Genomic DNA, 21,699 nt, shown 5'->3' with positions numbered 1-21,699 from the left:
CGCCAGACGTGATTGAAATAATCGGGAGGGCCGGGAACCGTGGCGGCTCCCGCTTGTTAGCTTTGTAGATGCCTCGGCAAGCAGCCCCTGGAGGGAACCATGCGTTCGAAATCCATTCGCGTTGGATTGGTGGGAGTTGGCAATTGCGCCTCGTCATTGGTTCAAGGACTTACCTACTATGATAACGCCCGGGAAAACGAGCCGGTTCCGGGCCTCATGCACATTGATCTCGGTGGATATCACGTGCACGATATTGAGATATCCGCAGCCTTCGATGTCGCGGCTTCAAAGGTAGGGCGCGATGTCGCGGAAGCGATCTACGCCGAGCCAAACAACACGCAACGTTTCGCAGATGTCGCTCCGCTCGGGGTCGAGGTGAATCGCGGCAGAACGATGGATGGGATAGGGAGATATCTTAAGGATCGGATCGAGGAATCGACGGAGCCTTCAGCGGACGTGGCGGAAATCCTCAGGCAAACCCGCACGGACGTGCTGGTTTCGTATCTTCCCGTTGGCTCGGAAGAAGCAACGAAGTGGTACGCCGAACAGGCGCTCGCGGCAGGTTGCGCCTTTATCAATTGCATTCCGGTCTTCATAGCCTCCAAACCGGAATGGCAGCAGAAGTTCGCCGCCCGAAAGCTGCCGATCATCGGCGACGACATCAAAAGCCAGGTGGGGGCGACCATCGTCCACAGAATGCTCGTCAATCTCTTCCGCGAACGGGGCGTCCGTGTAGATCGGACCTACCAGCTCAATTTCGGCGGAAACACCGATTTTCTCAATATGCTCGAGCGCGAGCGGCTGGAATCAAAGAAAATCTCCAAGACCCAGTCGGTCACCAGCCAATTGGACATTCCGCTTCCTGCAGACGATGTACATGTCGGGCCGAGTGACCATGTTCCGTGGCTCACCGATAGGAAATGGGCCTATATTCGGCTCGAGGGTACCACTTTCGGGGGCGTGCCGCTCAATGCAGAGCTCAAGCTTGAGGTGTGGGACTCGCCCAATTCCGCCGGCGTGGTCATCGATGCAATACGCTGCGCCAAACTGGCCCTCGACCGAGGCCTAGGCGGAGCTCTGACAGGGCCATCGAGCTATTTCATGAAATCGCCGCCGCAGCAGTTCACCGATTACGAGGCCCGCCGCCGAACGCAGAATTTCATCGATGACCAGGAGGATGTTCTGCGCGGAGCCGCGGAATGACGGCAACGTTCTTCCTGGTGCGTCACGCCGCGCACGACAATGTCGGGAATTTCCTGGCGGGCCGTACAGCCGGTATTTCGCTTGGCGAAGCCGGCCGCTCGCAAGTTCAGCGTCTCGGGCAGAGGCTGCGGCGCGAGGACATCAATGAGATCTACACCAGCCCGCGCGAACGAACACGGGAGACGGCAGAAGGTATCGCATCGGCCTGTGGCCTGTCTCTACCGCAAACGGACGATGCTTTGGACGAGGTGAATTTCGGCAATTGGTCCGGAAAGACGTTCGACGTTCTCAACGACGATCCCCTGTGGCGCCGCTGGAATACCACACGCAGCCTCACCCGCACGCCCGGAGGCGAGACCATGCTGGACATCCAGGCTCGGATTTTCAGCCTCATGGAGAGCCTTACCAGCTGCGGGAATGGGAAGCGAATAGCTCTGGTGTCTCATGCCGATGTGATCAAGGCGGCGGTCTGCCATGTTCTGGGACTGCCGCTCGATGCTTGGCCGAGATTTGATATCGCGCCCGCCTCCGTCACGACGGTTGTGATCGGCGACTGGGGTGCAAAAGTGATGACGCTCAACGAAGTGACCTTATAACCCGTTCGTTAAATCCTGCCCGGGGAAGTCAAATGATCGAAGCTGCAATGATCTGGAACGAGCCGAACAACAAATCGCACTGGGATCCTGAGATCGATCCCGAATGGAGCCTGTTTGCGCAAATGGCAATCCTGGCGGCCGATGCTATCGCAGCCAAGAATCCGGAACTGACGAAGGTGCTCGGCGGAATATCTCCGATAGACCCCTTCTTCATCAGCCGCATGAAGAATTACGGTGTGCTCGATCACCTTGATGCCGTCGCGCTGCATGGTTTCCCGCTCGACTGGAACCTCTGGCAGATTCATGACTGGCCGGAGAAAATCAACGAAATACGCGCCGTCACCGATCTGCCGATCTGGGTCAGCGAAGTGGGCGTCTCGACCTTCGGCGCGGAGGAAGTGCAGTTGTGGGGTCTCCAACGAACTGCCGAGTTGCTCAAGGGCAAAGTCGAGCGCTGCCAATGGTACAGCCTCTACGACCTCCCACGATCATGGGAGGCAACAACGCGTCATCGCGAAGCCGAAGGCTCCTCCTACTATCGACACTACTATATGGGCATTTTGCGCGAAGACGGAACGCCGAAACCGGCGCTTGAGGAGTTTGCCAAACACACGCCGGATTTCGGACTGGTGCAATGGTTCCATTTCGAAGATCCGCGGCTGGATGAGGCCGCTGCCTGGATGAGGCGGCTGGGCGTGAAATCTGTGCGTACCGGGCTTTCCTGGGCAGACCGATTCCGGCCCAATGCCCTCGATTGGTTCGACCGACAGATGCGGGCCCTCGAAGATTTTGACGTAACGGTGACATTCTGCTTCACTCCGGAGCATCGAGGTATCGCGCCGCACCATACCAGTGCACCCCTGGTGCCCGAAGAATTCGCCGGCTTCTGCGAAGAAATGGTCGACCGTTACGCGCCGCACAGGGATAGCGGATATGTGTCGCGCGTTGCCAAGTCGGCAGCCCGACTGCTGGGGCTTGAATCACGTGCGTCCCTCGGAGCCGGCTAAACCCAGGCTCTGGGCTATCCTGCCGATCGGTCCCCGGGAATAAGCGACGCCCTGATAGCATGCCAGGGCAGCACGAGCCCACAGAATGTAAAGTCCGGGGCTATGCAGGAAAACGGCGATCGAAAAGACGCGATGACTCCAGAAACTGATCCCATAGCGCATGATGTAGACCGCCATGCGCTGCCGAGACAGGTTCGGGCTGCCGGCACGGACGCGTTTACGCGGGCGCATACCCATGCGAGGCCAGGTCAAGCGGAATGCGAGGCCCTCGCGACGCTGGCGGAATCCGGCGGCCTGGGTGGCGATAACGAAGTCGGAATCCACTGAAGACAGTACGATCCTCTTCTCAGCGATCCCGGCATGGATCGCATCCAGAAGTGCAGTTGAGCGGACGACCACCACGTTCGTTCCTCTTCCGTCAGAGGAATAGGGCTCCTTCCAGGCATCCCCGAAAGCGATATCGGCCGTTTCCGCAACGACGTCGTCGCAGAAATTGCAGGCGGAATTCTGAAAAAAGCCCGCGCCCCAGTCCCCATCGGCCAGATGCCACCAGTCTTGGGCGCACGTCTCTCCGTTTTCGAGGGTCAACTCAGCCCGATACCAATTCGCAGGCCGATCCTGGGCTTTCTTCCTGTAGTCGAGCCGTTTAACCCTGCTGATGTCCTGCCCCATCTGCCATGCGAAGCTCTCGGCCATGCGCGCGCTTTTCATATGGCCGCAAAACAGCCCAAGCGTGAAGGCAATTCGCTCCTTCAATATCGGGTCATTGGCACAGGCCAGTCGCACCGCCTTGATGAAACAGGGAATGCCAACCACGGCGTACCGGCCGGGCGCCTCGCGAATGGACTGAAGCACGCCGGAAAGCTCGACGGGATAATATCGGGATTTAGCGCCGGCCTGAAGTTCCTGCAGATTACGTGACAGCGAATAATGAAACAGGCGCCCTTCCGATTGCGGATCATCGCTCGCCTTGACGTGAGCAACACCGTCGACAAGCCCCAGGCGCAGCAATTCCGCCGCCACCCAGGTGACCATGCCGCCGGAACTGCCACTCGAACGATATTCCCCTTCCTCGACATGGCCGACAAAGGCAGCCTCGAAACGGCCCAGCAGAGGGTCTCGGTTTCTCGCACCGGCAAAGTATTCGGCTACCAATTCGTCCTCGTCCCGGGCCACCGGCGAAAACGGGCAAATTCGCGCAAATTCTTCATCACGGCCCCGCAACCAAGTCGTCGGGCCTGTCGGCTTCATCTGCCCGTACCGGTCGAGTTCCATGCGCACATCAGGTCGCGCTGACCTTGCGGCACAGGAGCCGCAGCCGATGCAGAAGCCGGCGCCTGCAATATCCTTGGGAGCGATGCCCGGCGTGAGCCGATTCTGTCGAGCGGAGCTATTGCAAGGCATGGCTGAGATAGACGTTGGATGTATCGCGCAGCGAAGATATGCGCTGCGAAATGCCCATAGGAAGTGGGTTACCGAGGATAACATCCAGATGCGAGGGCGTCGTATCTTCGGTCAGCACATGATGTTCGGCTCGGACGAGCCGCGTTAGATCGCGAAGCTTGTTGGAGCGGTAATCGGAGAGCACACATGCAAATGGCTTGTCGTTGACGAGCGAGAACACGCATCCATGAAAGAAGTTCGTTACGACAGCCTTTGCTTTGGAAATGAAGCTGGCGAAGTCCTCCGGGCCGGCATCAATCCATTGTTCGTCGGCCCAATCGTTCCGATAGCCGATGCTGACAAGCGGATGACCCCGGTCTCGTGCCCATCGGCGCACTGCATCCTGAAACCACACGGGAAAACTGTGCCCGTAGACGGCTATATACGCTGCCGCCTCCCCGTCATCCCCGCTCGCCTTCATCGTCTGCGGAAATTGCAGGCACGGGTCGAGAACGAGTTCGGGCTCCAGTCCCAATGTCTCGCGGATGATCCGGTCCGAATGGAGGTCCCGAACCGAAATATGAGAGAACTTACGCAGCTTTTCCGCCCAACCCTCCAGCCGCTCCGACGACGCCAGACTTCCAAACGTCGCGGCATAGGAGACAAGACGCCCGCATCGCAGGCCCTCTCCATAAAACAGCGGATACCCGCCATACCAGGGATGGCGAAGGTTCCACACCTCGTCGCTGCCGACGACGATGAGCGAATAGTCGTCCATCGCCGCTGGGTTCTCCAAGGGAAAAGGCGATGAAAGAGGTAGGCTGGCAAACGAGTGAAAGAATTTCCGGATCTTCGCTTTGTAGAGCGGGTAGTCTTCCTTGGGCGTTGCGGCAGGAAGCAGCGGTTGCAGCGCGCATCGCCATTCCGCGCGGTTCACGCGATCGGACACATGTTCCAGAAGAACGGCTTCCACTCCCATGGACGCAAGGCCTTCGGCCAGACAGCGTGCCTGCCAATAGGAGCCGTAATTTATGCAGCGATGAAAGGTAAGAATTCCGGCCTTAGGCATCTGGTCCCTGAAGCAGATCGAATAGATTCCACTAACCGACCAACTCCAGTTCCGTTCCCAACAAACCGCAGCTCGCTCCTGGTTCGGGAGCAGCTTTCTTCAGCATGTCGCAATGAATCAGATAACCCCCAGCTCAGCCGGGGGTTATCAGCAGTTTGCAGGCTGAAGCTTTCACTCCGGCCTTGCTGAAACAGCTTAGTTGACCGACTTGTCGACCAGCTTGTTCTTGCCGATCCAGGGCATCATGCCGCGCAGCTTGGCGCCGACTTCCTCGATCTGATGGCTGTCGTTGTTGCGGCGGATGCCCTTGAAGCGGGCGGCGCCCGACCGGTATTCCTGCATCCACTCGGAGGTGAACTTGCCGGTCTGGATGTCCTTGAGCACGCGCTTCATCTCAGCCTTGGTTTCTTCGGTGATGATGCGCGGACCGGTGACGTATTCGCCCCACTCGGCCGTGTTGGAGATCGAGTAGTTCATGTTGGCGATGCCGCCTTCATAGATCAGGTCGACGATCAGCTTCACTTCATGCAGGCACTCGAAATAGGCCATTTCAGGCGCGTAACCGGCTTCAACCAGCGTTTCGAAACCGGCGCGGATGAGCTCGACGAGACCGCCGCAGAGAACGACCTGTTCGCCGAAGAGGTCGGTTTCACACTCTTCGCGGAAGTTGGTTTCGATGATGCCGGAACGGCCGCCGCCGACGCCGCAGGCGTAGGAGAGAGCGAGTTCAAGAGCGTTGCCGGAGGCGTTCTGATGAACGGCGACGAGGCAGGGAACGCCGCCGCCCTTCTGGTATTCGCCGCGAACCGTGTGGCCCGGGCCCTTCGGGGCGATCATGACGACGTCGACCGAAGCCTTCGGCTCGATCAGGCCGAAGTGAACGTTGAGGCCGTGGGCGAAAGCGATGGCGGCGCCGTCGCGGATGTTCGGCGCGATGTCCGACTTGTAGATGTCGGCCTGCAGTTCGTCCGGCGTTGCCATCATCATCAGGTCGGCCCAGCCGGCGGCTTCTGCGACGGTCATGACCTTGAAGCCATCGGCCTCGGCCTTCTTGACCGTGGGCGAACCGGCCTTCAGCGCGATGGCGAGGTTCTGGGCGCCGCTGTCCTTGAGGTTCAGCGCATGGGCGCGGCCCTGCGAGCCGTAGCCGATGACGGCGACCTTCTTGGCCTTGATGAGGTTGAGATCGGCATCACGATCGTAATAGACGCGCATTTGAAGTTCCTTCCCTTGTGCTTGTCCTGTTGACTGTCATTAAGGCGAAATCAGCCGAGAGCCGGCATCTCCGCCAGAACCTTGTCCGTGCCGTAGAGCCGGAGGAAGGCGGTGACCGCCCTCTCCGCCTGGCGCGCGGTATCCTTGAGGCCGGGTTCGCCGAGCAGCATGCGCACATGCAGGTCGGAAACGACAAGGCCGTAAAGCGTATGATAGGCTTCGTCCGCATCGGAAAACCGCAGCAGCCCTGCCCTCTTTCCGGCGTCGATCAGCGCCATGGCGCGCCGGTCGATCTGGCGGCGGCCGCGTTCGAGCAAAAGCTTGCCGAGTTTCGAGCCGTCGCGGTGCGACTGGCCAATGGCAAGCCGGTTCAGCGCCAGCGAGACGTCGCCGGCGAGCACCTCCAGCAGGTCCCGCGCGAAGATGACGACATGATCGTGCAGGCTCGTCGCCGTCAGCCGTTCGCCGTTGCGCTCGAAGGTGCGCACCTTGCTCGCCTGATAGGCGATCATCGCCGACAAGAGGCCGTCGCGATCGCCGAACCACTTGTAGAGGCTTTCCTTGGAGCAATTGGCGGCGCGCGCAACACCGGAGGTCGTCAGCGCCTTCTCGCCGCCATCAACGAGCAGCCGCAGCGCCTGCTCCAGAACGGCGTTCTGGCGCGACGAAAATTCGTTCGGCTCTGCAGTATCGACGGACACGGTCAAGGCTCCCCTATACGTACCGTACGGTACGGTTCGCGAGCTTTATGCGACAATCCGATCGGGCCGTCAAGCAGGTCCAGGCAGATTTTTATACGGGAAAGGCCGGCGCTGCACCAGAATTGGATAGGCGGACACCGGATGCAGATTGCATAATGCCGCGCAAAATCATTTGCCGGGAGTCTTCCATGTTGCGTCCATCTGCCGCCCTTCTCCTGACGGGAGCGATGCTCCTGGCAACGACGTCCTTCACCGGCCGCGCCGCCGCGCAGTCGGATAGTGAGGTCTATAATCGCATCGAGGAATTGCACGGCGATGCCGCCGGGTTCGACCGGCCGCTGCGCCAACTCGTCCAGGCGATGCGCGCCGGCGATGCAGAAACCATCGCAGGCCTTGCCGAATATCCGCTGAGCGTAAAGGCAGATGGCGAAACCTATGATGTCGAAAACGCCGAGGATTTCATCGAGAATTTCGACGATCTGGTGACCCAGGAGACCCGCCGCGCTGTCGGCCGCCAGCAGTATGAGGATCTCTTCGTCAGCAGCGAAGGAGTGATGCTCGCAAATGGCGCCGTCTGGATGGGTGCAGTCTGCGACGACAACGCCTGCGAGGAGAGCCATTGGGCGATCATCGCCATCAATAATTAGCCCGCGGCATTTGTCGCACAGCGATGTCAGCCATCGCTGCGAAGCTTGCGCGCCAACGTCTGAAGCTCCTTGAACGCCTGGTAACGCTTGCGGTGGAGATTGGAAATTTCGCCCCCCGATGGCTGAAACCGTGTTTCCGCCCGGGTGAGTTCGCTCATCGCTGCTCGGACATCCGCAAACTGCCGGCCGGCGACGGCGCCGAGAATGGCCGCTCCCAGCAATACCGGCTCCTCGGCCTTCGTCGCCACCACCGGCTTGCCGCTCGCATCGGCGAGCAATTGGCGGACGAAATCGTGCTGGCCGGCCCCGCCGCTGATGACGATGTTCTCGATGGTCACCCCCGCCTCGCCCTGCGTTTCGATGATCTGCCTGAGGCCGTAGCCAATGCCGCAAAGCCCCGCGATATAAAGCGCGACCAGGTTGTCGACATCCCGCTCCATGCCGAGACCGACAATGACCGCGCGGGCATGCGGATCAGCAAAGGGCGCACGGTTGCCGAGGAATTCGGGTACGACGTGCAGCCCGGCCACCAGCTTGACGGCGCCGGAAGAACGCCCCGCCTTGCGGGTGGCCATGTCGGCAAGCAAGACCGGCAGAGCAATACCGGCGCTCTTTGCAAGCTCCTTCGCCTCGCCGGCCGCCGGGTGGAAGGAGAGGAGGTGGTCTATCGCCGCGCCGGCGGCACTCTGGCCGCCTTCGTTCAGCCACAGGCCCGGCACCATCGCCGAATAGTAAGGTCCCCAGACACCGGGCACGAAAGACGGTTCTGCCGTCGACGTCATCGTGCAGGAAGAGGTCCCGAAAACATAAGCAAGATTGGCTTCCGGATCGGCACCGACGGTTCCGACACCGCCGGCATGGGCATCGATCAGCCCGGCTGCTACGGCCGTGCCCGGCGTCAGGCCGAGCTCCTTCGCCGCTGCCGCAGTCAGTCCTTGGCCGAGTGCCGAACCGGGCTCGACAATGACTTTTCCGATGCGGGCAAACCCTTCGTCTGCCAGCACGCCGAGACCGATCTGATGAAAATAACCGCTGTCCCACCGCTTTTCATGAGCGAGATAGGTCCATTTGCAGGTGACTGTACAGGTCGAGCGCGACAGATCGCCAGTCGCCCGCCAGGTAAGGAAATCCGCAAGATCGAAAAACTGCCAGGCAGCATCAAAGACGCCAGGGCGGTTTTCCCTGAGCCAGAGAAGTTTGGGTGTTTCCATTTCGGGCGAAATACGACCGCCGACATAACGCAGCACCTCATGCCCAAACGCATTGATGCGCTCCGCCTGCGAGACGGCGCGATGGTCCATCCAGACGATGATGTCCCGGTCCGGATCTTCCGAAGGCCCGATGGGAAGCGACTTGCCGCCTTCGCCGAGGACGACGAGCGAGCAGGTGGCGTCGAATCCGAGCCCGACCACGGAAGCCGGGTCGACGCCGGCTGCGGCAACCGCCTCTCGCACGGCCGCGCAAACGGCGCTCCAGATTTCGCTGCTCGATTGTTCGACGATGGAACCGGCTTCATGAAACAGGCTGATATTTCGCTTGGCGGAGGCAAGCATGCGGCCGGCCATATCGAACAGGCCGGCTCGAGCGCTGCCGGTGCCGACATCGACGCCGATGACATATTTAGCGCCGGCTTCCGCTGTATGAGATGTGTCGCTCATGGTCTCTCGTTTCAGATCGCCAAGGATCGGGTTGATTAGCGGCTGGGGTCGAATTTCGAAGTCTGTTGTCTGGAAAGAGTCCCGCCTCCAGGGAGGCTGACATTACGCGGTCACGGCGACATGGCAAGGAGGCTGGGCACCGAGCGCGCCCACCGCCCGGGGCGCCTCACAGCCTCCCTCCGACATTTTCCAGAATGGCGGTAAGCTCCCCTGCCCCTGTCGCAACGGCGGTGGCTCCGGCGGCATCGAGCACGGCGCGGCGGCCGGGCCTCGGATCGGCCGGATCGACGAATCCGATGGCCGTCATGCCTGCGGCGATTGCCGCCGTCACACCATGAACGCTGTCGTCGATCATGATGCATCTCGCCGGCCGGGCCCGAAAACGCTCGGCGCAATATAGCAGCAGATCGGGCGCCGGCTTCGGCCGGGAGACGAATTCGGCGCTGAACACGTCTTCGCCGAAGGCGCTCCAGAGATCGAGTTTGCCCAGGCTGTTGCGCAACCGCCGCATCGTGCTGTTCGATGCGACGCATTTAGGGCGGTCGAGACTGTTGACGACCTCGGCGATGCCGGCAATGGGCGTCAGCGAGCGCGCGAATTCCTCGAACAGGTGAAGATGCCATTTCTCGAACAGCGCGGCGACGTCGATGATCCCGTATTCACGCCGGCACATCTCGGCGATGATGCTTTCCGAATTTCCGGTGAATTTGACATGCGCCTCGGCTGCGGTGATCGCAATGCCTGCGCCCTGGAGCGTATCTGCCAGTGTGCGGCTGGCGATCGGCTCGCTGTCGATCAGCACGCCGTCGCAATCGAAGATCACGAGGTCGATGCTGTCCACGGCGCCTGGGATGCCGGGATAATCGATGCGGCTATTGAGCATGTCTCAACCCCGCGCCTGCAAGGCGAGATCCGGACGGTCCGTCGTGATCTGCCGGATCGGTTTGGCAAGCCAATAGTCGAGATCGCTCAGTTCGTTCGGAACCCAGGCGCCGAGGCGGTCCAGCGGCACAATTTGGGTGATCTCGTCCCACTTCGCCTGCAGGAGAGATTTTTCGACGGCGATGATATCCGAGCATCGCTTCATCAGGCTGAGGCCGCTCGCAAGGCCGAGGCGTTCGGCGGACTTGGTGTCGAAGGACGACAAGATGCGAATTCCAGGAGCGACCTTGCGAATATCGGCAAGCACATCGGGATGAAAGCTCGTCAGGATCGAGCGCTCCACAAGACCAAGCCGCTCGACGGCGGCAAATGCCGTGGCGGCGAGCCCCTCGTAAGGCGTCCCATCGGCCTGGGTCTTCAGCTCGATATGAAGCTCGAGGGGTGTGTTCTTGAAGACGGCGAGGACCTCTTCCAGCGCCGGGATCGTTTCCCCAACGCTTTCCTTGAGACGGATTTCGCGATGTTGTCGGGGGCCGAGGTCGGCGACCATGCCCTGCGCATCGGTCGTGCGATCGAGCGTCGGATCATGAATGACCAGCATTTCTCCCGATCGTGTCAGGTGGATGTCGAATTCCACGCCATCCACCGGCATTTGCGCAAGTTTACGGAAGCCCGAGAGGCTGTTCTCGGGCCAGAGATTGCGGCCACCGCGGTGGCCGATGATATGCACCATCGTCTGAATATCCTTGAGATTCGGCGTTTACTTCCCGGAGTCCACCAGCCCCTTGGTGAACCAGCGTTGCATGAAGAGAATGACGGCTGCCGGCGGAAGCATGACGAGCAGCGCAGCACTCATCGCAATGTTCCAGGCGGGTGCGGAGTCGGAGACCGGAACGAGTTGCTTCAGCCCGAGCACCGCTGTTCCCATCTCTTTGTCCGTGGTGAAGAGCAGCGGCCACAAATACTGGTTCCAGCCATAGAGGAACAGGATGATCGACAAGGCCGCGATGTTGGCGCTCGACAGCGGAAGAAGGATATCCTTGAAAAATTTCAGCGGACCGGCGCCGTCGAGCTTGGCCGCCTCGCAAAGTTCATCCGGAACTGTCAGGAAGAACTGTCGGAACAGGAATGTTGCGGAGGCGGAGGCAATCAGCGGCAGGATCAGGCCGGCATAGCTGTTGACCATGTTCCATTTCAACGAGGCTTCGATGCTGTATCCTGTCAGCCGTTCCACGACGCCGGAAAGCCCGACGGTCCCGACCAGCCAGCGGATCGGGCCGGCGGCATCGGCGACCGCCTCGTAGGTCGGAATGATGCGGACCTCGACCGGAAGCATCAGCGACACGAAGATGAGCCAGAAGGCCGTCATGCGAAATGGGAAGCGGAAATAGGTCACGCCGAATGCGGCGATCAGCGAGATCGCCAGCTTGCCGATGACGATGCCGGCGGTGACGATGATCGAATTCAGGAACAGCTGGGAGAATTCGCCCTGTTGCCAGGCCGCTGCCAGGTTTTCAAAGAAATGCCTGCCCGGCACCACCGGGAACGGCGCCTGCTGAACCTCTTGCAAGGTGAGCGACCCGGCGACGAAGGCAAAATAAAGAGGCAGGCAGACGAAAACCGCGCCGACGAGCAAGATCGCGTGGCAGAAGATCGACAGACCGAGATGACGTTCGGGCATGACTACACCTGGTAATTGACCTTGCGCTCGAGGGAGCGGAATTGAACGATGGTGAACAGGACGGCGATCAGCATCAAAAGCACCGACTGGGCGGCCGACGAGCCGAGATCCAGTTGCACGAAGCCGTCCTGATAGACCTTGTAGACCAGGCTGTTCGTCGCCCCCGCTGGGCCGCCGCGCGTGACCGCATCGATGATGCCGAAGGTTTCAAACAAGCCGTAGACGAAGTTCATCACCACGAGGAAGAAGATCGTCGGCGAGATCAGCGGAAGCGAAATCGTGAAAAAGCGCCGGACGGGTCTTGCGCCGTCGAGCTTTGCCGCTTCCAGAAGCGAGACAGGCACGGCGAGTAATGCGGCGACGAGAAAGATGTAGTCGTAGCAGACATTCTTCCAGACGGAAGCGATGGTCACCAGAAGCTGCGCATCGAAAGGCCGCCGGTTCGGATCCCATTCGAAGCCGAACCCGTGCAGAAGCTGCGCGATCGGCCCCACCGCCGGATTGAACAGGAAGGCCCAGATCACGCCCGATATGACAGGCGCGATCGCATAGGGAAGCAGGATGATGCTCTTGTAGATCCCCCTACCTCTGATCACGAAATCGGTCGCGAAGGCAAAGAGCCCGGCAAGCAGAAGCGTTGCGGCGTTCTGTGCAACGGTGAACCACAGCGTGAACAGCGCGCTGGCGCGATACTCCGGGCTTGCAAACAGATTGTAGAAATTGGTGAGCCCGACGAAAATCTGCGTGCCGCCGAAGGGATCGACCTGAACGAAGGCCAGCGACAGCGCCTTGTAGGATGGGATGAAAAAGAAGAACAGCAGGATCACCAGTTGCGGCGCAACCAGGCCGAAGGCGAGCCACGGCTTGCTGAAGTGGGCGGACTTCAACCCGGCCTCCGACGGCTGCGCAACCGAGCGGCCCGTCGACGGAAGATCGGGGATACGAAGGCGCCGGGCGGCGCCTTCCATCTTTCCCAGGGTTCTACTTTGCTGCATGAAGCTGCTCATACTGGCGGAGGATCTGGTTTCCGCGGGCCGCCGCGGCATCCAGCGCCTGCTGTGGTGTCTTCTGGCCGGTCCACACACCCTGAATCTCTTCCACCAGAAGCGCCATCGCCTGATTATGATTGCCGAAGCGGAAGCCGCGCGAATTATCGGTCGGGGTGCCGCGCGTGAGCTGGAGAATGGCGATCTCGCGGGTCGGGTGGTCCTTGAAGTAGCCCTCGGACTTGGCCTGCTCATAGGCGGCATTCGTAACCGGGACGTAGCCTGTCTGCTTGCTCCACCAGACCTGCGTCTTCGGCGAGGCGACGAAATTCAGGAAGGCGGCCGCGCCGGCGTATTCTTCCTCGGTCTTGCCTTTGAGAACCCAGAGCGCACCGCCGCCAATGGTGCTGTTTTTCGGCTCGACGCCTTCCTCATGCGGCAGGAACGTTGCGCTCCAATTGAATTTCGCGCCGCTCTCGACGGCGGCATGCGCCGCGGTGGAGGCCACATAGGTCGAGCAGGTTCCAGAGGTGAACAGTTGGTCTGGCGAGAGGCCCTGCCCCGCGATCTGCAGGATGCCGGCGTCCATCCACGTCTTGAGGCGCGTCACCTGACCCACCAGCAAGGGGCTCTTGTTGAAGATGAATTCGGTGTCGAGGCCGCCGAAACCATTCGCCTTGGTGCCGTAAGGCTGATCCTGGATCGCGGCATAGTTCTCGATCAGGCTCCAGTAGAAGTCGTTCGCAAGCGCCATCTGGCATTTTGAAACGCCTTTGTCCTTGATGGCGCGCAGCTGCTTGTCGAGCTCCTGCCAGGTCTCGCCCGGCTTGTCGAACCCGGCTGCCTTGAAGTGATCGGCATTGTACCAGAAGATCGGCGTCGAGCTGTTGAAGGGCATTGCCGCCGGCTTCCCGTCGACGAGATAAAAACCGGCGACCGGAGCGACGAAATCGTTCCAGTCGATCTTGTAGTCTTCCTTCTCCATCAGCTCCGGCACCGGAATGATCGCGCCGGAATTGTACATGGTCAGAAAGCCGCGCTCGGCCGCCTGGATCAGCACCGGTTGCTGATGGACGCGGTAGGCTGCCACCATTGCCGCCATGGTCTCTTCATAATTGCCTTTGCCGATGCCGACGACCTCGTATTTGTCCTGCGAGGCGTTGAAGTCCTTAATCAACTGATTGGTGATTTCAGCCAGGCGGCCGCCTGCCGCATTCCACCATTCGATCTTGACGCGATCGGCTGCGCTGGCGTCGCCCGCATTTGCCAATCCGAGCGTCATCAGTGCAGCGCCCGCCGCGAATGACCGGATCGTCAGCCCCATGCGGGACCTTATCGAAGACATTGCCGTCATTTGGTTTTCCTCTCCATTGCCTTGTTCGCCGACCGGGCGTCGAGCGTCGGTCAACCCCTCCCAGAGTGGCGATAAAACAAGGTTGGGGTCACTTGTTACAAATGTCAATAGCATGTTACAAATGTATGACGATCCAGGAGGAAGGATGCCATGGCCGCTATCGAACTGATCGACCTGAGGAAGAATTACGGACCGGTTCCCGCGGTAAAAGGGATCAATCTGACCGTCGCGGACGGCGAAATGATCGTATTGGTCGGGCCATCAGGATGTGGGAAATCGACCTTGCTGCGGATGATCGCGGGGCTCGAAGCCATAAGCTCCGGGCACCTCAGGATATCAGGCAACGACGTTGGCCGTGTCGATCCGGCCGACCGCAACATTGCGATGGTCTTCCAGAACTACGCGCTCTATCCTCATATGACCGTTCGGCAGAATCTCGAATATGGACTCAAGAACCGCCGCGTTCCTCGCCCCGAGATCGACCGGCGGATCGCTGACGCCGCCGACATTCTGGAAATCGGCGAATTCCTCGAGCGCCGCCCTCGTCAGCTCTCAGGCGGACAGCGCCAACGCGTTGCCATGGGCCGCGCCATCGTCCGCGATCCAGCCGCCTTCCTCTTTGACGAACCGTTGTCCAATCTGGATGCGAAGCTTCGCGTGCAAATGCGCGTCGAAATCCGCAGGTTGCAGCGGCAGCTCGAGACGACCAGCCTCTATGTGACGCACGACCAACTCGAGGCGATGACCCTCGCCGACAGGCTCGTCGTCATGAACGGCGGCCGAATCGAGCAGATCGGGACACCGATCGAGGTGTATCGCCGTCCCGAAACCGTCTTCGTTGCCGGCTTCATCGGTTCGCCGCCGATGAATCTGATCGAACTGGATGAACTCGGCCTCAGCGACATCGCGCTTCCGAAAGACACCGATCTCGTCGGCGTCAGACCTGGTTCGATCAACCTCGGGGTCGGATCGGCGCATGATCTCCGGTTCGACGCCTATGTCGAATTGATCGAAACCGTTGGCGATGAGAACAACGTGCATCTGCGCATCGACGACAGCCGGAAGCACATCGTCGCGAGCGTGCCTAGCGATCGGCGTCTGCAGGAACACGACCGCATTTCGTGCCATGTACGCATGGAAGGTTTGCATCCCTTCAACAAGTCGACCGGCCGGCGAACCGACTGACCGCGGTGAAGCGGCCGACGACGGGCCCCTGCGATTGACAAGCGCCGGGGATTTGAGATCCATGGCGTCGAACGGAGGCGCAGATTATTGCATGTCACAGAACAGAAGTGCTTCTTCCGCGCCCGTTGCGCTGCCGGACGAGCAGATGCAGGTGCGCGTCGTCTGGCTCTATTACATGGAGGGACGCACCCAGGGCGAAATCGCCGAAGCGCTTTCGACCAACAGGCTTCGCGTCAACAAGATCATCGCCGAGGCGCGCCGATCCGGCCTTGTGACGATCACCCTCAATTCCCGGCTGACCTCCTGTATCGCCCTGGAGCAGCAGCTGGCGGCAGAATTCAACCTCAATCGGGCAATTATCGTACCGACGCCGGAGGATGCGGAACTGATCCCCGTCCTGCTCGGCCAGGCGGCCGCCGATTATCTCGTCCAGTTGCTGAACGGCGGCAATATCCGCGGCGTTGGCGTCGGGTGGGGAGCGACGCTCCGCGAGATGGTGCGTCATATGCCCTCCCTCAAACGGCCTGATATCTGCGTCAATTCGGTCATGGGCGGGCTGACGCACGGCATCGAAATCAATACCTTTGACATTGCGAGCGACCTTGCTCGCCAGCTCAATGCCGAATGCTCCTATCTTGCTGCGCCGATCTACGCCGGCAGCCCGGAATCGCGGACGGCAATCATCCAACAGGATGTTTTTGAATCGGCCTTTCGACAGATCGAGACCAATGACGTCATCGTGCTCAGCATCGGCGACATGACCGAGCGTTCGCTGCTGATGCGCTACGGCTTGCCGCGCAACATCAACATTGAGGAATTGCTCGCAGCCGGTGCCTGTGGCGACGTGCTCGGCCAGTTCGTCGATAAGATCGGGCGGCCGATCGACCATGCGATAAACAGGTGCGCGATCGCTCCCGAGTTGGAAGCTCTGCGCTCCATTCCCAATGTCGTCTTCGCGTCAGGCGGCTGGAACAAGGCGCAGGCTATCGCAGCCGTGCTGCTGTCCGGCCTCGGCAACGTGTTGATTTGCGATGAAGACACTGCACGACAGGCACAACAGCTTGCTGGCGAGCTCAGGACGAGCGGCAGTTCGTAGCGCCGGACATGCACGGCATCGGCAGCTAAGTCTAAGACGCCCTGGCGCAACCGGCCGGGAGCGAGAGAGGCTCCGCCGGCGTTACCTTGTCGATCGCATAAAGCTTGGCGAAACCGGCATCCTCGATAAGCGTCAGCCCCGCCGGCATTGAGTTGCCGACGTAGCGGTCAGGGATATCGGCATTGGCGACGAGGATGAAATCGAAACGCCTGCGCCAATCCGAAAGATAGGGCGTAAAGCCCTCATACTCCCGCATCATTGCCGGGCATGAAAGTACGCCGATCGACACCAGATTGCCCTCGGGAACCGCGATATGAGACCATGGCGGCAGGACGGAAAGCGGCTGCTTGCCTTTTGCCGTGAAGAGCGTCGGCACGAAAGCATGCGAGAACGGCACGGCGAGCGTCGGCAGATGCCGGAAGGTATCCAATCCCCAGGCGAAGTGCCGATTGGAATGGGCAAGGCTGCTGGCGGTCTCCGGTTCATGCCCCAGGGGCAGCACGGCCGCGCCGGCAGGCATCTTTCTCAGCGCAGTCTCGACAGCCGCGACATCTTTCTGCGCCAGCCACCAATTCCAGCCGATCCAGGCGGCTCGGCCGAAGACCGCAAGGTTGATGATCAGCGCCAGCGACAGCGCCTGCCGGCGCGTCAAATTGGCAAACGGGCACACCATCGCCATGGCCACGAGTGCTGTCATGATCGGAAAGCGCCAGCTGATCCAGCCGGTGCCGAGAGCGTGTCGTGGCGAAATACAGGAAAGAAGCAACAATCCGCAGGCGGTGACCGCGAGCCCTGCATGCACCTGAATGTCGCCCGTCCGTGCGGCCCGCGTGCAGATGAGGATCAGTGGCAGAATCAGCACGACGTCAACCAACGGAAGATAAGTCGTGATGGCGGAGGCAATGTTTATCAGGATCAGGATGACGCCATCGTTCCAGGCAAGTCCAAGGCCGCTCCCGCCGGCATCCGGTAAAGCAGCAGTACGGAGGTACAAAGCGAGCGGCGGTAGGGCGCAGACACTGACCACGAGCGCCAAGCGGCCGGCAAGCCTTGCCAACCCCACCCTCGATCGCAATATGTCGATGCGCCAGGAAAATTCGAGGCCGCAGACGATGGCGATATAGAACCCGAGCGAGAAGATGTGCATCACTGTCAGCAGCAATGCGGCGGCGAGGCGCCAGGCAAAAATCCAGACCGGATTTCCGCCCTGCAGCCGCAGATCGATGCACGAGAAGAACAAGGCCATGCCGAGGCCGATCTGAAAATTGATGAAGCCGCCGATCATCGTGGCGCACCAGCTAAACGAGAGCATGGCGATCTGCCAGTAGTGCCGGCCGCCGAACAGCGCGCGGTGCAGCCCGATCGCACCAAGCGGCGGCAACACGATCGCCAGAAAAAGCAATGCCCGCGCCAGCCTGTCGGCGCCGACGAGCGGCCCCAGCCAGACGGCGACAAGATCGATTCCGACATTGGTGAAGGTGCGGTTCCAATCGATCGCATAGATCTCAGGGAACGGCTGTTCGCCGATGCCGCCCGAAAGCAGCCAGATCCGGGCGTAGTGATTGGCGTAGTCGAGAACCGGCGGGAAGTGAAACAGGCCGACCAATGCAGCCGCAAGCGTGACGAACACGGCGATCGCTATGGTGGAGTCTTGCCGGGCGATCAAATCCTCCGGCCCGGCCGCGGCATGAATAGGCGCAGCAATTCGATTCATTATTTGGTCCGGTTGCTCCTTTGCGGCCGCGGCGGCTCTGTCGGCGCGAAGGCCGAATCCAGCGCCGCGCGCCGGTCGCCGGCGCTCATTTCCGAAAAAGCCGTCGGCAGTTCGGCATGGTAGCTGCCCCGCAGGATCGTCTCGACGATGAACATCGGCCGCCGCTTGCTCTCCTGGACGAGACGACCAAGATACTCGCCGATGATGCCGATGCAGATCAGCTGGATGGCGCTGAATACGCTGACGGCGGCCATGATCGACGACCAGCCGGTGACGGTCTCGCCCTGCAGCCAGCGAACAAGGGTATAGACGAGCAGCGCCACCGCCACACCGGCGCTGATCATGCCGAGCCATGTGGCGATGCGCAGCGGCGTCGTTGAAAAGCTGGTGATCGCATCGAGCGCGAAATTGATCATCTTGCGCAGTGGATATTTCGTCGTGCCGGCAAAACGGGCGTCCCGCTCGTAAGGCAGAGCCACCTGCCGGCCGCCGATCCAGCTGACCATGCCGCGGATGAAACGATCGCGCTCCGGCATCGCCAGCAGGATATCGACGACGCGCCGGCGCATCAGCCGGAAATCGCCGGTGTCACGCGGAATGGTCACGGAAGCGAGTCTCGAGAGCGTGCGATAGAAGAGCGACGCGGAGGCGAGCTTGAACCAGGTTTCGCCCTCGCGACGCGTGCGCTGGCCGTAAACGACATCGGCGCCGCGCTCCATGATCGGCATCATCATCAACAGCAGTTCGGGCGGGTCCTGAAGATCGGCGTCGATCAAAAGCACGCGCTCGCCCCGCGACGCCGAAAGGCCGGCCGTCGATGCCAGCTGATGGCCGTGATTGCGCAGGAGACGGACGCCGAGCACCTGCGGCACTTTTGCCGCCAGATCCGAAATGATCTCCCAGGTGCCGTCCGACGAGCCGTCATCGACCAAAATGAGCTCGAAGGCGTCGCCGGCGACGCTCTGCGCAGCGGCGGCGGCGCGGCGGCAGAATTCGCGCAGGCCGTCTTCCTCGTTATGACAAGGCGCGACGATGGAAAGTAACGGTGCTTGCGTCATGCGGACGGCGGTGCCTGCTTGTTTGATGGCGCCAGCCTAGCCGGGAAAGGTCAAACATCCTTTAATGGCTGGCCGGCAGCCGCGCCGACGCCCCTCAGCGCTATTCCGCCGCGATGATCTCGCGCACGCCGTCGACATCGCGGGCCGGCGACGCGCCATAGAGGCGGCTATATTCGCGGCTGAATTGCGACGGGCTCTGATAACCGACGCGGTGGCCAGCCGTGCCCGCGTCGAGCCGCTCGACGAGCATCAGCCGGCGCGCCTCGTGCAGACGAAGCTGCTTCTGATACTGGACGGGCGTCATCGCCGTCACCGACTTGAAATGGTGATGGAAGGACGACACGCTCATATTGACGCGCTCGGCAAGGTCTTCGATGCGCAGCGGCCGCGCGAAATTCTCTTTCAGCCAGGCAACGGCGCGCGCAATCCGGTTGCTGTGGCTGTCTGCCGTGGCGATGTTGATCAGCCGCGCGCCGTGCGGCCCGGTCAGCACCCGGTAAAGGATTTCCTGCTCGATCAGCGGCGCCATGGCAGGAATGTCACCTGGACGATCGAGCAAGCGCAGCAGGCGGACGGCGGCATCCATCAGCTCCGGCGGCGCGACGTTCACCACCATCCCGCGCTGCCCATCGGTATGGGCGGCCGGGCGCGGAACGTCGATGCGGCTGAGCAACTCCAGCAGCTTCTCGGAATCGATTGCCAGCCCAAGACAGAGATGCGGCACCTCGGGGCTCGCCTCCGTGACCCGCCAAGCGACCGGCAGGTCGAGCGAGGTCAGGAGATAATCGCCGGTCCCGTAGCTGATCTGCTCCGTCCCAAGCTGCAGGCTCTTGGCGCCCTGCAGCACGAAGGCGAAACAGGGCCGATAACTGCTGTGCAAGGGATCGCTCGGCTTGGACCGGCGACTGACATGAAGATTGCCGATGGCAGTCGAGAACTCGCCGTCGCTGGGCGCAAAGCGCATCGCGATGTCGACGATTTCCTGATAGGGGCTGAAGGGCAAAGTCATGCGGCAACTCTTTCTGTCAACTGTCTGAGCCGGCGATACCGTCTCTATCTAGAGTGCCACGGCCGTTTCGCAAACAGATAGGCGCCTCACTTTTGCAGGATCGTGCAAAAAGCTGAGAGGATCGCTCTAACCCTCTCCCGTCGTTCCGGGCAATAGTCCGCCATCCCATTCAACCCCTCCCAAAACGAAAAGGAAGGTTCCCATGCCGATTGCAAGAGGCTACGCCGCCACCGACGCTTCCAAGCCGCTGACTCCTTTCACCTTCGAGCGCCGCGACCCCAGACCAGATGATGTCGTCATCGACATCAAGTTTGCCGGTATCTGCCATTCAGACATCCACACCGTCCGCAACGAATGGAAGAACGCCGTCTATCCGATCGTGCCCGGCCATGAGATCGCCGGCATCGTCACGGCCATCGGCTCCGCTGTCACCAAGTTCAAGGTCGGCGACCGCGTCGGCGTCGGCTGCTTCGTCGATTCCTGCATCGGCTGCGCCGAGCGCGACCTCGATCGCGAACAGTACATGCCGGGTCTCAGCGGCACCTACAATGACTTCGAAGCCGACGGCAAGACGCGCACCCAGGGCGGTTACTCCGACTCGATCGTCGTCAAGGAGGGCTATGTCATGTCCATCCCCGACAACCTGCCGCTCGACGCCTCCGCGCCGCTGCTCTGCGCCGGCATCACCCTCTATTCGCCGCTGCGCCACTGGAATGCCGGCCCCGGCAAGAAGGTCGCGATCGTCGGCATGGGCGGCCTCGGCCATATGGGCGTAAAACTGGGTTCGGCCATGGGCGCCGATATCACCGTTCTCTCCCAGAGCCTTTCCAAGAAGGAAGACGGGCTGAAGCTCGGCGCCAAGGAATATTACGCCACCAACGACCCGGAAACCTTCAAGAAGCTTGCCGGCACGTTCGATCTGATCATCTGCACCGTCAGCGCCGAGATCGACTGGAACGCCTATCTCGGCCTTCTCAAGGTGGACGGCTCCTTCGTGGTCGTCGGGGCGCCGGAGAATCCGATCCCGGTGCACGCCTTCTCGATTATCCCCGGCCGCAAGAGTATCTCCGGCTCGATGATCGGCTCGATCAAGGAGACCCAGGAAATGCTGGATTTCTGCGGCAAGCACAACATCGTCTCCGAGATCGAGAAGATCGACATCGACCAGGTCAACGAAGCCTATGAACGCGTCCTGAAGAGCGACGTCCGCTACCGCTTCGTCATCGACATCGCCTCGCTGGCGGCCTGAAGATAG

General features: G+C 60.9%; 20 protein-coding genes. 7 read left to right on the top strand and 13 right to left on the bottom strand.

Features of this window, described 5'->3' with window-relative positions:
- Positions 1-99 precede the first annotated feature (99 nt).
- From HJB91_RS03425 to HJB91_RS03415, 3 genes are read left to right on the top strand one after another with little or no spacing between them, the layout of a single operon-like run.
- On the top strand, positions 100-1,203 hold the full coding sequence (locus HJB91_RS03425; RefSeq protein WP_210630743.1) for an inositol-3-phosphate synthase: 1,104 nt from the start codon (positions 100-102) through the stop codon (positions 1,201-1,203).
- Positions 1,200-1,799 (top strand): histidine phosphatase family protein, encoded by a 600-nt coding sequence (locus HJB91_RS03420; protein ID WP_210630742.1) that lies wholly within the window; start codon positions 1,200-1,202, stop codon positions 1,797-1,799. Before HJB91_RS03425 ends, HJB91_RS03420 begins: the two co-directional genes overlap by 4 nt.
- Before the next feature lie 32 nt (positions 1,800-1,831).
- Positions 1,832-2,806 carry a beta-xylosidase gene (locus HJB91_RS03415; protein ID WP_210630740.1) on the top strand — a complete coding sequence of 325 codons (975 nt, stop codon included), beginning with the start codon at positions 1,832-1,834 and terminating at the stop codon, positions 2,804-2,806.
- Here HJB91_RS03415 and HJB91_RS03410 read toward each other — a convergent pair.
- The 4 genes from HJB91_RS03410 to HJB91_RS03395 all read right to left on the bottom strand — a co-directional run bounded on the left by HJB91_RS03410 (position 2,780) and on the right by HJB91_RS03395 (position 7,174).
- Positions 2,780-4,081 (bottom strand): Coenzyme F420 hydrogenase/dehydrogenase, beta subunit C-terminal domain, encoded by a 1,302-nt coding sequence (locus tag HJB91_RS03410; RefSeq protein WP_221153441.1) that lies wholly within the window; start codon positions 4,079-4,081, stop codon positions 2,780-2,782. The two genes, HJB91_RS03415 and HJB91_RS03410, sit on opposite strands and share 27 nt — an antisense overlap.
- 115 nt (positions 4,082-4,196) lie before the next feature.
- Positions 4,197-5,258: a polysaccharide pyruvyl transferase family protein gene (locus tag HJB91_RS03405; RefSeq protein ID WP_210630737.1), complete on the bottom strand. Its 1,062-nt coding sequence runs from the start codon at positions 5,256-5,258 to the stop codon at positions 4,197-4,199.
- A gap of 195 nt (positions 5,259-5,453) precedes the next feature.
- Complete coding sequence (gene ilvC, locus HJB91_RS03400) at positions 5,454-6,473, bottom strand: ketol-acid reductoisomerase (RefSeq protein ID WP_210630735.1); 1,020 nt, start codon at positions 6,471-6,473, stop codon at positions 5,454-5,456.
- Between the two features lie 50 nt (positions 6,474-6,523).
- The gene (locus HJB91_RS03395) at positions 6,524-7,174 is read right to left on the bottom strand and encodes a TetR/AcrR family transcriptional regulator C-terminal domain-containing protein (RefSeq protein WP_210630733.1); all 651 of its coding nucleotides are present in this window, start codon (positions 7,172-7,174) and stop codon (positions 6,524-6,526) included.
- Positions 7,175-7,362: 188 nt separating this feature from the next.
- On the opposite strand from HJB91_RS03395, the gene HJB91_RS03390 reads away from it, so the two are divergent.
- Entirely contained in the window at positions 7,363-7,821 is a 459-nt protein-coding gene (locus tag HJB91_RS03390) for a hypothetical protein (RefSeq protein WP_405047648.1), read from the top strand.
- Between the two features lie 26 nt (positions 7,822-7,847).
- Here the strand turns inward: HJB91_RS03390 and HJB91_RS03385 are convergent, their stop codons facing one another.
- The 6 genes from HJB91_RS03385 to HJB91_RS03360 all read right to left on the bottom strand — a co-directional run bounded on the left by HJB91_RS03385 (position 7,848) and on the right by HJB91_RS03360 (position 14,382).
- Positions 7,848-9,479, bottom strand: coding sequence for an FGGY-family carbohydrate kinase (locus HJB91_RS03385; protein WP_221145469.1), 1,632 nt, complete (start codon positions 9,477-9,479; stop codon positions 7,848-7,850).
- Positions 9,480-9,645: 166 nt separating this feature from the next.
- Positions 9,646-10,362 (bottom strand): HAD family phosphatase, encoded by a 717-nt coding sequence (locus HJB91_RS03380; RefSeq protein WP_210630728.1) that lies wholly within the window; start codon positions 10,360-10,362, stop codon positions 9,646-9,648.
- Between the two features lie 3 nt (positions 10,363-10,365).
- Positions 10,366-11,094, bottom strand: a complete 729-nt coding sequence (locus HJB91_RS03375) for a glycerophosphodiester phosphodiesterase family protein (RefSeq protein ID WP_210630726.1) — start codon at positions 11,092-11,094, stop codon at positions 10,366-10,368.
- A 27-nt stretch (positions 11,095-11,121) separates the two neighbouring features.
- Positions 11,122-12,042 (bottom strand): ABC transporter permease subunit, encoded by a 921-nt coding sequence (locus tag HJB91_RS03370; protein ID WP_210630724.1) that lies wholly within the window; start codon positions 12,040-12,042, stop codon positions 11,122-11,124.
- Positions 12,043-12,044: 2 nt separating this feature from the next.
- Positions 12,045-13,010, bottom strand: coding sequence for an ABC transporter permease subunit (locus HJB91_RS03365; RefSeq protein WP_221145667.1), 966 nt, complete (start codon positions 13,008-13,010; stop codon positions 12,045-12,047).
- Positions 13,011-13,023: 13 nt separating this feature from the next.
- A complete protein-coding gene (locus HJB91_RS03360) occupies positions 13,024-14,382 on the bottom strand; it encodes an extracellular solute-binding protein (RefSeq protein WP_210630722.1) in 1,359 nt (452 codons plus the stop codon).
- A 150-nt stretch (positions 14,383-14,532) separates the two neighbouring features.
- On the opposite strand from HJB91_RS03360, the gene ugpC reads away from it, so the two are divergent.
- Together ugpC and HJB91_RS03350 are read left to right on the top strand one after the other, a co-directional pair.
- Positions 14,533-15,567, top strand: a complete 1,035-nt coding sequence (gene ugpC / locus HJB91_RS03355) for a sn-glycerol-3-phosphate ABC transporter ATP-binding protein UgpC (RefSeq protein ID WP_221145472.1) — start codon at positions 14,533-14,535, stop codon at positions 15,565-15,567.
- A 91-nt stretch (positions 15,568-15,658) separates the two neighbouring features.
- Entirely contained in the window at positions 15,659-16,663 is a 1,005-nt protein-coding gene (locus tag HJB91_RS03350; RefSeq protein WP_210630719.1) for a sugar-binding transcriptional regulator, read from the top strand.
- Positions 16,664-16,694: 31 nt separating this feature from the next.
- Here the strand turns inward: HJB91_RS03350 and HJB91_RS03345 are convergent, their stop codons facing one another.
- From HJB91_RS03345 to HJB91_RS03335, 3 genes are all read right to left on the bottom strand, one after another.
- Entirely contained in the window at positions 16,695-18,377 is a 1,683-nt protein-coding gene (locus tag HJB91_RS03345; protein ID WP_221153440.1) for a hypothetical protein, read from the bottom strand.
- A complete protein-coding gene (locus tag HJB91_RS03340; RefSeq protein WP_210630715.1) occupies positions 18,377-19,435 on the bottom strand; it encodes a glycosyltransferase family 2 protein in 1,059 nt (352 codons plus the stop codon). Before HJB91_RS03340 ends, HJB91_RS03345 begins: the two co-directional genes overlap by 1 nt.
- Before the next feature lie 100 nt (positions 19,436-19,535).
- Positions 19,536-20,444: an AraC family transcriptional regulator gene (locus HJB91_RS03335; RefSeq protein ID WP_210630714.1), complete on the bottom strand. Its 909-nt coding sequence runs from the start codon at positions 20,442-20,444 to the stop codon at positions 19,536-19,538.
- Positions 20,445-20,646: 202 nt separating this feature from the next.
- Here HJB91_RS03335 and HJB91_RS03330 point away from each other — a divergent pair, with 202 nt between their 5' ends.
- Entirely contained in the window at positions 20,647-21,693 is a 1,047-nt protein-coding gene (locus HJB91_RS03330; RefSeq protein WP_210630712.1) for an NAD(P)-dependent alcohol dehydrogenase, read from the top strand.
- Positions 21,694-21,699: the final 6 nt, after the last annotated feature.

Origin of the sequence: Rhizobium sp. NLR10b, from assembly GCF_019685435.1 — a bacterium.
Classification (GTDB): domain Bacteria; phylum Pseudomonadota; class Alphaproteobacteria; order Rhizobiales; family Rhizobiaceae; genus Rhizobium.
The sequence above is the reverse complement of the archived record's forward strand: the minus strand, read 5'-3'. Positions and strand labels throughout refer to the sequence as shown.

Coding starts and splice junctions, on each gene's coding strand:
- HJB91_RS03425 (WP_210630743.1), top strand. CDS start 100: ATGCGTTCGAAATCCATTCGCGTTGGATTGGTGGGAGTTGGCAATTGC.
- HJB91_RS03420 (WP_210630742.1), top strand. CDS start 1,200: ATGACGGCAACGTTCTTCCTGGTGCGTCACGCCGCGCACGACAATGTC.
- HJB91_RS03415 (WP_210630740.1), top strand. CDS start 1,832: ATGATCGAAGCTGCAATGATCTGGAACGAGCCGAACAACAAATCGCAC.
- HJB91_RS03410 (WP_221153441.1), bottom strand. CDS start 4,081: ATGGAACTCGACCGGTACGGGCAGATGAAGCCGACAGGCCCGACGACT.
- HJB91_RS03405 (WP_210630737.1), bottom strand. CDS start 5,258: ATGCCTAAGGCCGGAATTCTTACCTTTCATCGCTGCATAAATTACGGC.
- ilvC (WP_210630735.1), bottom strand. CDS start 6,473: ATGCGCGTCTATTACGATCGTGATGCCGATCTCAACCTCATCAAGGCC.
- HJB91_RS03390 (WP_405047648.1), top strand. CDS start 7,363: ATGTTGCGTCCATCTGCCGCCCTTCTCCTGACGGGAGCGATGCTCCTG.
- HJB91_RS03385 (WP_221145469.1), bottom strand. CDS start 9,479: ATGAGCGACACATCTCATACAGCGGAAGCCGGCGCTAAATATGTCATC.
- HJB91_RS03380 (WP_210630728.1), bottom strand. CDS start 10,362: ATGCTCAATAGCCGCATCGATTATCCCGGCATCCCAGGCGCCGTGGAC.
- HJB91_RS03375 (WP_210630726.1), bottom strand. CDS start 11,094: ATGGTGCATATCATCGGCCACCGCGGTGGCCGCAATCTCTGGCCCGAG.
- HJB91_RS03370 (WP_210630724.1), bottom strand. CDS start 12,042: ATGCCCGAACGTCATCTCGGTCTGTCGATCTTCTGCCACGCGATCTTG.
- HJB91_RS03365 (WP_221145667.1), bottom strand. CDS start 13,010: ATGGAAGGCGCCGCCCGGCGCCTTCGTATCCCCGATCTTCCGTCGACG.
- HJB91_RS03360 (WP_210630722.1), bottom strand. CDS start 14,382: ATGACGGCAATGTCTTCGATAAGGTCCCGCATGGGGCTGACGATCCGG.
- ugpC (WP_221145472.1), top strand. CDS start 14,533: ATGGCCGCTATCGAACTGATCGACCTGAGGAAGAATTACGGACCGGTT.
- HJB91_RS03350 (WP_210630719.1), top strand. CDS start 15,659: ATGTCACAGAACAGAAGTGCTTCTTCCGCGCCCGTTGCGCTGCCGGAC.
- HJB91_RS03345 (WP_221153440.1), bottom strand. CDS start 18,377: ATGAATCGAATTGCTGCGCCTATTCATGCCGCGGCCGGGCCGGAGGAT.
- HJB91_RS03340 (WP_210630715.1), bottom strand. CDS start 19,435: ATGACGCAAGCACCGTTACTTTCCATCGTCGCGCCTTGTCATAACGAG.
- HJB91_RS03335 (WP_210630714.1), bottom strand. CDS start 20,444: ATGACTTTGCCCTTCAGCCCCTATCAGGAAATCGTCGACATCGCGATG.
- HJB91_RS03330 (WP_210630712.1), top strand. CDS start 20,647: ATGCCGATTGCAAGAGGCTACGCCGCCACCGACGCTTCCAAGCCGCTG.